Origin of the sequence: Nocardiopsis sp. Huas11, assembly GCF_003634495.1 — a bacterium.
In the GTDB taxonomy this organism is placed as follows: domain Bacteria; phylum Actinomycetota; class Actinomycetes; order Streptosporangiales; family Streptosporangiaceae; genus Nocardiopsis.
The window spans coordinates 1,161,967-1,173,948 of sequence record NZ_RBKY01000001.1; the positions used below are offsets into that span (position 1 = coordinate 1,161,967).

Here is an 11,982-nt window from a genome sequence, read left to right on the forward strand (position 1 = left end):
TCCCCGCGGTCCCGCCGCCCGTGACCGCCCCGGCGACCAGCAGCACCGGACGCCGGGGACGACCGGCGCGGCGGGCGGCCGTGGTGGGGGATCGCCCGCCGACGATGCCCTAGGGTTGCCCGACGTGAGTACACCTCAGTTCCTTTCCCTACCGCCGGGCGTGCGGCGCACGGACCTGCCGCTGGCCCATGGGCCCGTGGCCGCCCTGCGCGCGATGCCCACCTCCGGGGGCACCGAGTTGGCCCCCGCTGTCCTGGTGCACGGCTTCACCGGCAGCAAGGAGGACTTCATCGCCCTCCTCCAGAGCCTCGCCCAGGCGGGCCGGGAAGTGGTCGCCGTCGACCTGCCCGGCACCTACGAGTCGCCCGGCCCCGAGACCCTGGACCCGGCCCCCGGCACCCCCCGCCCCGACTACCGCCTGTCCTCCCTGGGCGGCGTGGTCGCCGAGGTCGTCGACCAGGTCGGCGACGGCGGTCCGGTCCACCTGGTGGGCCATTCCTTCGGCGGGCTGGTGGTCCGCGAGACGGCGCTGTCCGAGAGCGTCGCGCTGGGCTCGCTCACCCTGATGTGCAGCGGCCCCGCCGCCCTGGACGGACCCGGCGCGGTCAACGCCCGCAACCTCATCGCCGCACTGTCGATGGACCCCACACGCGCCCGGCTCGAAGAGCTGTGGGTGGAGCGGTTCGAGGCGGTGGCGGGCGATCGCACCCCCGATCCCGAGATCCGCGAGTTCCTGCGCGCGAGGCTGTTGTCGAGCAGCGCGCAGGGGCTCATCCACACCGCCGAGGACCTGCTGGGGGCCGACGACCGCGTCGCCGAGCTGGCGGCGCTGCGCCTGCCCACGCTGGTGCTCTACGGCGAGAACGACGACGCCTGGGCGCCGTCCGCGCAGGACTCCATGGCCAAGCGGCTGGGCGCCAAGCGCCTGGTGGTGCCGGGCGCGGGGCACTCCCCCAACGTCGAGGCCCCCGAGACGACCTCCAGCGCGCTCACCTCGTTCTGGAACGAGACCGAGTCCGTGGGCCGCCGCTGAGGCGCCCCCGCACGCACAGACGAAGGCGCCGCCGCTCGGTTCGAGCGGCGGCGCCTTCGTGCGGGCGTCGGGTGTCGACGCGGCCCGTCGCGGGCCGCGGGATCAGACCCAGGAGTCGAAGTTGACGTTCTCCGCGGCGATCGTGGTGGCCGGGCCCTGGTCCGGCAGGACACGGGTGTCGCCGGGCAGGGACAGCAGCGCCTCGCCGATGGAGGCGAGCTGCTTGCTGTAGTCGATGGCGCTGTCGCCGACCTTGCCGGGCTCGCCCTTGCGGAGGGTGTCGCCGCTGAAGACCACGCCGAGCGAGCCGATGTAGTAGCCGACGCTGCCCGGGGAGGTGCCGGGCAGGGCGATGACGTCCACGCGCAGGTCGCCGATCTCGAAGGACCCCTCGCCCTCCACCTCGATCTCGGGGCGGTGCTCGGCCCCGTGGAAGCGGCGCCAGATGCGCATCTCGCGGGGGTGCAGCGCGATGTCGGCGTCGCCCTCCTCGGCCACCTTGATGGCCGACTCGATGTGGGGGCTGTAGCCGTTGGTGCAGGCCACGAGGTAGATCTCGCGGTCGCCGACGGCCTTGAGGATGGCGTCGGCGTCGTGGGCGGGGTCGATGACGATGACGCCGTCGTCGCCGGTGTCCACGATCCAGGTGTTGCTGACGATCTCGTGCTTGGTGCCGTCGAACTCGAAGACGCCCTCGGAGCGCACGCGGATGATGCCCGAGGAGTCGGGGCCGGTCACGCCGGGTTCGGGCACGCCCTCGTCGTCGAACACGTCGTCGGTCGCCGCGGCCTTGGCCGGCTCGTCCTCGGAGTCCTCGGAGTCCTCATCCGCCGAGTCGGCGGTCTCGGTCTCGGTCTCGGTCTCGGTCTCGGTAGAGGCTTCCGCGTCGTCGGAGTCCTCGGCCTCGGCCGAGTCGGCGTCGTCCTTCGCAGCCTTGTCGGCCTTCACAGACTCGTCGGCCTCGACGGTCTCGTCGGCCTTCTCGGCCCCGGTGGTCTTCTCACCTTCGGCCGCGACCCCGGCCGCCTCGGACTCGGTCTCCTCCTCGACCTCCTCCTGGGTGTCCACCGCGCCCTCCGCAGCGGAACCGGTGGCCTCCTGGCCGTCCTGCTTCTTCGACTTCCGCTTCCAGAACACGGTGTCAGACCTTTCGTCCAAGCTGGTATGGGTGCACTGCGACCATTGTGGCGGCACGCCGACTGTGGTCGTACCGTACCGTTCCCCGGGTGCTCGGCCAATGCCGGTCGAATCGCCGCGGGACGGCGTCACGGTCACGGCCGGCCGGAGCACCGCCTCAACCGTGCAGGAGCGCGGCCCCGGTGGCCGGTGCGGTCAGCGCCTCGAAGGCCTCCACCGCCGTGGTCCGGCAGCCGAGCCGGCGCCCGGTCAGGCTCCCGTGGTCGTCGCTGGATCCGGTGACCACCACCCCGAGGTCCTCGGCCACGCCCCGCCACTCCTTGGCCTGGGCGCGGTTGTGGGAGGGGTGGTCGGCCTCGATGCCGCCGAGCCCCGCCGCGGCCATCCGCTCGACCAGCTCGACCGGTACGGCGCCGTTGAGGGAGCCCTCCGCGCGCGCCGGGTGGGCCAGGGAGCAGACCCCGCCCGCGGCGCGCACCAGCTCCACCGCACGGACCGGGTCGAGCGCGTAGCGCGCGGCGTAGGCGGGACCGCCGGAGCCGATCCACCGGTCGAACGCGTCCTGCACGTCCTTGGCCGCGCCCGCCTCGACCACGGCGCGGGCCAGGTGGGGGCGGCCGATCGTGTTGGCGTCGGCGTACTCCTCATGGCCGGCGCCCGCGATCTGCAGCACCCGCTCCCAGGTCACCTCCACCCCGAGTGCTCGGAGCTTGTCCACCATCTCCCGGGCCCGCGAGGCCCGGTCGGCGCGGATCCGGGTCAGTTCGCCGGACAGTCCGGGGTGCTCGGGGTCGAAGAGGTAGGACACCAGGTGGACGCTGGAGCCGGCGTGGGCGCAGGAGAGCTCCATGCCGGGCACGAAGGTGAAACCGGGGGGCAGGTGGGCGGCGGCCTCCGCGATCCCGCCGACGGTGTCGTGGTCGGTCAGGGCGAGGACGTCCAGGCCCGCCGCGACCGCGTGGCCGACGACGTCGGCGGGGGCGTCGGTCCCGTCCGAGACGGAACTGTGGGAGTGCAGGTCGATACGTTTCACCGGGCGATTGTACGTAAGTCCCGGCGCGCGGGTGCCGTACCGCCGGTCATTCCTCGTCGGGACACGGTGCGAGGCGGTCGGTCAGAAAGGGGCTGATCGCGCCGAACGGCGGTTCCAGACCCACTCCCCCGTCCTTGATGTCGCGCAGGTCCCGCAGGGCGTTGATCTCGCACATGAGCAGCCCGGTGTCGGCGGAGGCGAACACCAGCCAGAGCCAGTGGGCGAGCGCCTCACCCGTGTAGACCGCGCGGTCGCGGCCCATGTCCAGGTTCCACAGGGCGATCTCGTGACCGTCGAAGCGGACCTTGGCGCTGGGCGGGCCCTCGTCGAAGCCGTCTCCGGGGTCGGGGCCCTCCAGCCCGGCCAGCCGCGCGCCGAGCCCCACTCCGGGGTCCTCGGCGACGATGGCGGCCTCGCCGATACCCCCCAGGGGGCCCGGTCCGGACAGGGCGACGACGGTGGCCACCGCACCGGAGCGTTCGTCACCGGCCTCGGCGAAGCCGGTCACCACCCACCCGGTGGGCAGCGGCCACGGGATCCACACCGGGACCCGCGCCTGGGGCAGGAGCGCTTCGAGTGCGGCCTTGCCGGGGGCGCGGACCTCCTGAAGAGGTGCCACCCGCCCATGAACGGCGCACTCCCAGGCGCTGGTCCACAGCCCCGGAGGCTGGACCGTGCGCCCGCATCGTGGACACGAGGGTTCGGTCTTCATGCTCCTAGCGGTCTACCCGGCTGACCTGGCCGGAAACGCCTCGTGGGCGGGTCGCGGAGGCGACCCGCCCACGAGCGGCGAGCACTGCGCGGCGGCCCTGGGGCCACCGCGGGACTACTGCTGCTGGCGCTTCTTGTTGGCCGTCATCCGGCCGCGCTCCTTCTGGTCCAGGACCACCTTGCGGATGCGGACGTTCTCCGGGGTGACCTCGACGCACTCGTCCTCGCGGCAGAACTCCAGGGCCTGCTCCAGGGAGAGCCTGCGCGGCGGCACCAGGCGGACGAGCTCGTCGCCGGTGGCCGAGCGCATGTTGGTGAGCTTCTTCTCCTTGGTGATGTTGACGTCCATGTCGTCGGCGCGCGAGTTCTCGCCGACGATCATGCCCTCGTACACCTCGGTGGTGGGCTCGACGAACAGCGTGCCGCGCTCCTGGAGGTTGAACATCGCGAAGGGGACCGCGACACCGGCGCGGTCGGCCACCAGGGAGCCGTTGGGGCGGGTGCGCAGCTCGCCGAACCACGGCTCGAACTTCTCGAAGACGTGGTGGGCGATACCGGTTCCGCGGGTCTCCGTGAGGAACTCGGTGCGGAAGCCGATGAGGCCGCGGGAGGGGACCAGCCAGTCCATGCGCACCCAACCGGTGCCGTGGTTGACCATGTTCTCCATGCGGCCCTTGCGGACGCTGAGCAGCTGGGTGATGGCACCCATGTACTCCTCGGGGGCGTCCACCGTGAGACGCTCGACCGGCTCGTGCACCTTGCCGTCGACCTGGCGGGTGACCACCTGCGGCTTGCCGACGGTGAGCTCGTAGCCCTCGCGGCGCATCTGCTCGACCAGGATGGCCAGCGCCAGCTCGCCGCGGCCCTGGACCTCCCAGGTGTCGGGACGCTCTGTGGGCAGCACGCGCAGCGAGACGTTGCCGACGAGCTCCTTCTCCAGGCGGTCCTTGACCAGGCGCGCGGTGACCTTGGCGCCCTTGACCTTGCCGACCAGCGGCGAGGTGTTGGTACCGATGGTCATGGAGATCGCGGGCTCGTCGACCTTGATCAGCGGCAGCGCCACCGGGTTCTCCGGGTCGGCCAGCGTCTCACCGATCATGATGTCGGGGATGCCGGCGATGGCCGCGATGTCACCGGGGCCGGCCATCTCGGCGGGCTTGCGCTCCAGACCGTCGGTCATGAGCAGCTCGGTGATCTTGACCTGCTGGAGGGTGCCGTCGGTCCGGATCCACGCGACGTGCTGGCCCTTGCGCAGCTCACCCTGCTGGACGCGCACCAGCGCCAGGCGGCCCAGGAAGGGCGAGGCGTCCAGGTTGGTGACGTGGGCCTGCAGGGACCCGCCCGGGACGTACTCCGGGGACGGGATGGTGTTCAGGATGGTGGAGAACAGCGGCACGAGGTTGTCGTTCTCGGGCACCGTGCCGTTGGCGGGGCGCTCCAGGGAGGCCTTGCCGTCGCGGGCGCAGGTGTAGACGATCGGGAACTCGATCTGCGACTCGTCCGCGTCCAGGTCCATGAACAGTTCGTAGGTGTCGTCCACGACCTCGGCGATCCGGCTGTCGGGCCGGTCCACCTTGTTGATGACGAGGATGACGGGAAGCTTGGCGGCCAGGGCCTTGCGGAGCACGAAGCGGGTCTGCGGGAGCGGGCCCTCACTCGCGTCGACGAGCAGGACGACACCGTCGACCATCGACAGGCCGCGCTCGACCTCGCCACCGAAGTCGGCGTGGCCGGGGGTGTCGATGATGTTGATGACGACGTCTTCGCCCTCGGGCGTCGTGTAGTGGACGGCCGTGTTCTTCGCGAGAATGGTGATGCCCTTCTCGCGCTCCAAGTCGTTGGAGTCCATGACACGGTCGTCGACGTCCTGGTTCTCCCGGAACACTCCGGACTGCCAGAGCATGGCGTCAACGAGGGTCGTCTTGCCGTGGTCCACATGGGCCACGATGGCGACGTTACGGAGGTCGCTGCGGCGTGCGGAGCCCTCGACGGGCGTAGCGCTGGACATGGGAAAGCTCGATCTCCTGGTACTGGGTAGAGACCGCAGAGTGCCACGGCCCATCACCAGTTTATGCGGTCAATGTGGTCTAGGGTGGAAACGTACAGGTCGCCCCCGTCACGAGAGGGGGAACGGCGCCCGTTCTCCCGCGGTCAGAAGGGCCGCCAACGGGTCCAGGAACGGCACGTCCGCGGGCAGCCAGTCCAGGTCGGGCAGCTCGGCCGCCGAGAGCCAGCGCAGGGACAGGTGTTCCAGCGGCCGTGGCTCGCCCTCGACCAGATCGGCCCGCCACAGCCGGAGCACGGCGGGACGCGTCCGTCCGGCGTCGGGCGCCGGGAAGGCCGCGTCGGACCCGACCTGGTGCAGGGGGCGTACGCGTACGCCCAGCTCCTCATGGCACTCGCGGGCGACCGCGTCGGGGACCGACTCCCCGGGGTCGACCTTGCCGCCGGGGAACTCCCAGCGGCCGCGCAGGGCGGACGGTTCGGCGCGCTGGGCGGCCAGGACACGGCCGTCCCGGATGATGGCCGCCGCCGCCACGATGAGTGTCTGGTGCACGGGGCCCACACTAGGGGGTCCTCCGGCCGGGCCCGCCTGCCGCCGGACGGACCTCGACGCCCCAGCGGCATCCTCGCCGCGGCTCCGGATGAGTCCCGGCCCGGCCCGCGCGGACCGGGCCGGGGTGCCGCGGCTCTCCGGGGGGAGTGGAAAGAGCGCGGCTTCCGGGAACGGCTGTGGCCGTGCGCCTGCGGGATTCGGCGAACGACGCCGAGCCTATGCATCCCGGAACGGCCGTGGGGCGGGATCGGCAAAGGTTCGGCGAATTTTCACGAGGCGGGGCCGAGGGCTCCCGTTCCTTCTCCCGCGGCCGCCGTGCGCAGCCGGTGCGCCAGGGCGGTGTACCGGCGGCCGGAGGAGGCGTTGCGGACCGCCTGGGCGATCGCGCGGCGCGAGCCCACCAGGACCACGAGTCTCTTCGCCCTGGTGATGGCGGTGTAGAGCAGGTTGCGCTGGAGCATCATCCAGGCGCTGGTGGTGACGGGGATGACCACCGCCGGGTACTCGCTGCCCTGGGAACGGTGCACGGTGATGGCGTAGGCGTGGGTCAGTTCGTCGAGTTCGGCGAAGTCGTAGGAGACGTCCTCGTCCTCGTCGGTGCGCACGGCGACCTCCTGCGCGATGGTGTCGATACCGGTCACCACACCCATGGTCCCGTTGAACACCCCGTTCCGCCCTTTGTCATAGTTGTTTCTGATCTGCGTGACCTTGTCGCCCACGCGGAACACCCGACCGCCGAACCGCTTCTCCGGGAGGCCCTCGGCGGGGGGCGTCACGGCGGCCTGCAGGGCCGTGTTGAGCCCGGCGGCGCCGGCCGGGCCGCCCTTCATCGGAGTCAGCACCTGGACGTCCCGGCGCGGGTCGAGGCCGAACCGGCGCGGGATACGGCGCGCGACCACGTCGACGGTGGCCTCGGCCGCGCTCTCGGCGTCCTCGCAGGAGAAGAGGAAGAAGTCGTCCAGCCCCTGGACGAGGGGCGGCTCGCCGGTGTTGACCCGGTGGGCGTTGCTGACCACGCCCGACTGCTGGGCCTGGCGGAAGACGTGGGTCAGCCGGACGTTGGGCACCGGCGATCCGTCGTCGAGCAGGTCCCGCAGCACCTGGCCGGCGCCCACCGAGGGCAGCTGGTCGACGTCGCCGACGAACAACAGGTGCGCGCCCGGCGGCACGGCCTTGACCAGCTTGTTGGCCAGGACGAGGTCGAGCATCGACGCCTCGTCGACCACCAACAGGTCGCAGTCGAGCGGATGGTCGCGGTCGAAGGCGGCCTCTCCTCCCGGACGCAGCTCCAACAGGCGGTGCACGGTGAGGGCGTCGACGCCGGTCAGCTCGGTGAGCCGCTTGGCCGCCCGGCCCGTGGGCGCGGCCAGGACGACCTTGGCGTGCTTGGCGCGGGCCAGGGTGACGATGGAGGCGACCGTGAACGACTTGCCGCAGCCCGGCCCGCCGGTGAGGACGCACACCCGGCGGGTGAGCGCCGTGCGCACCGCCTCGCGCTGGGCCTCGGCGAGGTCGGCGCGGGTGCGGCCGCGCAGCCACTCCAGGGCCACGTCCCAGTCGACCCCGGCGAAGGCGGGGAGCCGGTCCAGGGGCGCGTTCAGCAGAGTGCGCAGGCCCGCGGCCAGGCCGATCTCGGCACGGTGGAAGGGCAGCAGGTACACCGCGCGCACCGGCTCCCCCTCGGGGCCGGGGACGGTCTCACGGACCACGCCCTCGGCGGCCACGAGCTCGGCCACGCACTCGATGACCAGCCCCGCCTCCACTCCGAGGATCTTCACCGCGGCGGAGATGAGGCGCTCCTCGGGCAGGTAGCAGTGGCCGTCGCCGGTGGACTCCGAGAGGGTGAACTGGATCCCCGCCATGACCCGCTGCGGACTGTCGTGCGGGATGCCCACGGCCCGGGCGATGGTGTCGGCGGTCTTGAAGCCGATCCCCCACACGTCCGAGGCCAGGCGGTAGGGCTCCTTCTGCACGACGTTGATGGACGCGTCGCCGTACTTCTTGTAGATGCGCACGGCCAGGGAGGTGGTGACCTCGACCCCCTGGAGAAAGACCATGACCTCCTTGATCGCCTTCTGCTCCTCCCAGGCGTCGGCGATCAGCCGGGTGCGCTTGGGGCCCAGTCCCGGGACCTCGATGAGCCGGTCGGGGGCGTCCTCGATGACGTCCAGGGCGTCGGTGCCGAAGTGGTCGACGATGCGTTCGGCCATCTTGGGTCCGATGCCCTTGATGAGGCCGGAGCCGAGGTAGCGGCGGATGCCCTGGACGGTGGCGGGCAGGACGGTGGTGTAGTCGTCCACCTGGAACTGGCGGCCGTACTGCGGGTGGGAGCCCCACCGTCCGCGCATCCGCAGCGCCTCGCCGGGCTGGACCCCGGCCAGGGCGCCGACCACGGTGAGCAGGTCGTCGGCGCCCCGCCCGGTGTCGACCTTGGCCACGGTGTAGCCGGTGTCCTCGTTGGCGTAGGTGATCCGTTCCAGGACGCCCTGGACGACGGCGGCCTTGGTGACGCCTCCGGTCACGGGTCCTCCCTTCCTGCCGCGCGGCCGTGTGCCGGGCTCCCCGCCTCGGGGCGCCCTCCGCGCCGGCCTCAGGCCCGCGCGGGCGCCGTTCCGAGCTCGGGCGAGTCCTCACCCAGGACGGCGAGCACGCGGTCGCGGTCGGCCCTGCGCAGGCTGCGGGCCACCAGGACGTAGGAGTGTCTGAGCATCTCCAACACCTCGTCGTCGGGCACCGTGCCGTCGAGCAGCACGGAGTTCCAGTGCCGCTTGTTCATGTGGTAACCGGGGGTGACGGCCGGGAACTGGGCGCGCAGTTCCAGGGCCAGCTCGGGGTCGCACTTGAGGTTGACCGTGGCGGGGCCGTCATCGCCTCCGCCCAGGAGCAGCGCGAACAGCTTCTGCCCGGCCACCTTGTAGACCAGCGGGCCGGGGCCGAAGGGCTCGCTCTCCCCGGCCTCGGGGAACCACAGGGCCGCGTCGATGAACTGTTCCGGTGTCATGGGGGCCTCCTCTCACCCTTGAGACTGCCAGAGGCCGACGACGATCGGTATCGGTCCGGCGGCGCCTGTGGACGGCGCGCTCAGCTCCCGCCCTCCAGGGCGTCCTCGCTCAGCTCGGCGACGCGCAGGGCGAGCTGCTGTGCCTCGACCAACGACGTCAGCGCCTCGTCGTGCTGGCGGTGGTCCGCCCCGGCCTCCAGGGTGAGGGCGTCCAGACGGGCGGCGGCCCGGCGGTCGTAGGCGGACAGCTCCGCGGTGCTCACCTTGCCCGCGTAGTCCTCCAGGACGTGCACCCGGTCGGTCACCCTGGCCACGTCCTCGTCGAGCACCTCGCGGGCGCGCTCGGCGGCCCGGCGGCTGTGCTCGCCCGGTGTCGCGATGCCCTCGATCGTGCGCCGCGTCCTGGTGTGCTCGCGCAACCGCTCCGCGATCGACCACTCCACGTCGGCCAGCACGACCCGGTTGCGGACCGTGTCCAGCAGCAGGCCCTGGTCGTGCAGGGACGAGGCCAGGACCGAGTCCACCGCTCGCTGCGCGCGGCCCAGCAGCGCCCGCGCGGGGGCGTCGAGCAGGTCGGGATCGACGAACCGGTCGCCCAGGTCCTGCGCGAGCGCGTATCCGGCCCTGTGGCCGTCGTGCGCGGTCGGCAGGGCGCGCGTGTCGTCCAACGACATGAGCGAGCCCATCATGGCCGCGGCGCCGCCGACGCCCAACAGGACCATCATGACGAACCCGAACATCACCAGGCCCATACTGCCCAGGAGGAACGACATGGCCAGGATTCCCAGACTCCCGAGCAAGCCGCCGCCGACGAGCCACGTGCCCACGGTCCGGGCCCGCGCACGGTCGCGCGGTCGCGGCTGCGGCCGCCACGGGGGCGGGGGCGGCGGGTCGCGGTGGTGGCCGCGGCGCACGGCGTCGTGGAGCCGTCCGGCGTGCTCGGCGCCCACTTCCGGGTCGACGGTGATCCGCGTGGGCGCTCCGGCGTCCGTGGACTCCTCGTCGCCGCCGCCGAGAGCGGCGGCGGGCGCGCTGGCCAGCAGCTCACGGACCCCGACTCCGCGGGCGGTCAGGACCGCGACCCGGATCCGGGGGTCCATGGTGACCAGACCCTGCTCCACGAGATCGCGGTACACCTGGTGGGGCGTGTGCCGGCGCAGGCGCACCAGGCCGTGGTAGCCGGGCACGAACACCGCCTCGCGCATCGCCCTGGCCATGTCGGTGGTCACGCGGACCGTGCTGCCGTCGGCGAGGGGCAGTTCCATGGTCTCCCTCCCGGCCCACGGAGCCCTGGTGCTCTCGGTGCATGTCTACCACCCGGACACCGATTCGACGCCTGGGGCGGGACTCCCGTTCCGCACAGGGGCCGACAGCACGCCCGTCGCCACGTCGGTCGCGGGCGGGACGGGGGCGCCGGTCGCTGGGTAGACTCCTGCCAGCCCTCACCCGCCCCAGACGTCCCCCGGGAGCCCCCATGAAGGCACGCGGTGTCCGCCGGCTCAAGCCACTGGAGCCGGGCGATCCCGCCGAGGTCGGCGGGCACACGATCGTGGGCCGCGTCGGCTCCGGGGGGATGGGCACCGTGTACGCGGCCGACTCCCCCGGGGTGCACGGCTACCTCGCGGTGAAGGTGGTACACGCCGCGCAGGCCGGCGACCGCCGCTTCCGCGAGCGGTTCGCGCACGAGGCCCGCCTGCTCGCCAAGGTCAACAGCCCCTCGGTGGCCCGCTTCGTGCGCGCCGACGTGGAGGCCGAGCGCCCCTGGATGATCACCGAGTACGTGCCCGGCCCGACGCTGCGCCACCACGTGGAGCGCTTCGGCCGGCTGCGCGGGGGGATGCTCCTCGGGCTGGCCGCGGGCACCGCCGAGGCGCTGCGCGCGATCCACGACGCCGGGGTGGTCCACCGCGACCTCAAGCCCAGCAACATCGTGCTCTCGGCCACGGGTCCCAAACTGCTGGACTTCGGGATCGCGCACCCCGTGGAGGACCCCGACCCCACCAAGTGGATCCGGCTGCGCAAGATGCGCCGGGCCTACCGCGACCTGCGGCTCCCCTCGCCGGACACGCTCTCCGACGAGCGGCTCAGTGATCGGCGCGACCGGCTGGGCACGCCCGGCTGGATGAGCCCCGAGCAGTACCACCGCCAGCCCACGACCCAGAAGGCCGACGTCTTCCTGTGGGGCGCGGCCGTGGCGTTCGCGTCCGTCGCGCACGACCCCTTCGGCCGCGCCGACCACAAGGAGATGGCCCGGCGGGTCATGTTCGAGGAGCCCGACCTCCAGCACCTGCCCAAGGGCCTGCACGAGCTGGTGGTGGCGGCGATGGCCAAGGATCCCGACGACCGCCCGGACGCGCGGGAGCTGCTGCGCGCCACCCTGGCCCTGGAGGGGCCCGAGGGCGGCGTGCGCGCACCCGTACCGGCCCCGGAGACGCTCACCGTGCGCGGGCTGCTGGACCGACGGTGGACGTCGGTGGCGGTCCGGCCTCCGCGCCCGCCCCGGTGAGGGC

At 72.6% G+C, this 11,982-nt stretch carries 10 protein-coding genes; 2 read left to right on the forward strand and 8 right to left on the reverse strand.

Going from position 1 to position 11,982, the window contains the following annotated elements:
* Positions 1 to 124: 124 nt before the first annotated feature.
* Positions 125 to 1,033 carry an alpha/beta fold hydrolase gene (locus tag DFP74_RS05115; protein ID WP_233570809.1) on the forward strand — a complete coding sequence of 303 codons (909 nt, stop codon included), beginning with the start codon at positions 125 to 127 and terminating at the stop codon, positions 1,031 to 1,033.
* 102 nt (positions 1,034 to 1,135) lie between these two features.
* Here the strand turns inward: DFP74_RS05115 and DFP74_RS05120 are convergent, their stop codons facing one another.
* The 8 genes from DFP74_RS05120 to DFP74_RS05155 form a co-directional block, all read right to left on the reverse strand.
* Positions 1,136 to 2,170 carry an MBL fold metallo-hydrolase gene (locus DFP74_RS05120; protein ID WP_121180651.1) on the reverse strand — a complete coding sequence of 345 codons (1,035 nt, stop codon included), beginning with the start codon at positions 2,168 to 2,170 and terminating at the stop codon, positions 1,136 to 1,138.
* Between the two features lie 157 nt (positions 2,171 to 2,327).
* Entirely contained in the window at positions 2,328 to 3,203 is an 876-nt protein-coding gene (locus tag DFP74_RS05125; RefSeq protein WP_121180652.1) for a PHP domain-containing protein, read from the reverse strand.
* Positions 3,204 to 3,249: 46 nt separating this feature from the next.
* A complete protein-coding gene (locus tag DFP74_RS05130) occupies positions 3,250 to 3,915 on the reverse strand; it encodes a DUF6758 family protein (RefSeq protein WP_121180653.1) in 666 nt (221 codons plus the stop codon).
* Between the two features lie 114 nt (positions 3,916 to 4,029).
* Positions 4,030 to 5,922: a translational GTPase TypA gene (typA, locus tag DFP74_RS05135; protein WP_121180654.1), complete on the reverse strand. Its 1,893-nt coding sequence runs from the start codon at positions 5,920 to 5,922 to the stop codon at positions 4,030 to 4,032.
* A gap of 108 nt (positions 5,923 to 6,030) precedes the next feature.
* Positions 6,031 to 6,471, reverse strand: coding sequence for a (deoxy)nucleoside triphosphate pyrophosphohydrolase (locus tag DFP74_RS05140; protein WP_121188037.1), 441 nt, complete (start codon positions 6,469 to 6,471; stop codon positions 6,031 to 6,033).
* A 269-nt stretch (positions 6,472 to 6,740) separates the two neighbouring features.
* Positions 6,741 to 8,993: an ATP-dependent RecD-like DNA helicase gene (locus DFP74_RS05145; RefSeq protein WP_121180655.1), complete on the reverse strand. Its 2,253-nt coding sequence runs from the start codon at positions 8,991 to 8,993 to the stop codon at positions 6,741 to 6,743.
* A 68-nt stretch (positions 8,994 to 9,061) separates the two neighbouring features.
* Entirely contained in the window at positions 9,062 to 9,472 is a 411-nt protein-coding gene (locus tag DFP74_RS05150; protein WP_121180656.1) for an MmcQ/YjbR family DNA-binding protein, read from the reverse strand.
* Positions 9,473 to 9,552: 80 nt separating this feature from the next.
* Positions 9,553 to 10,737, reverse strand: a complete 1,185-nt coding sequence (locus DFP74_RS05155; protein ID WP_121180657.1) for a hypothetical protein — start codon at positions 10,735 to 10,737, stop codon at positions 9,553 to 9,555.
* 209 nt (positions 10,738 to 10,946) lie between these two features.
* On the opposite strand from DFP74_RS05155, the gene DFP74_RS05160 reads away from it, so the two are divergent.
* Positions 10,947 to 11,978, forward strand: coding sequence for a serine/threonine-protein kinase (locus DFP74_RS05160; RefSeq protein ID WP_121180658.1), 1,032 nt, complete (start codon positions 10,947 to 10,949; stop codon positions 11,976 to 11,978).
* The last annotated feature ends 4 nt before the right edge of the window (positions 11,979 to 11,982 follow it).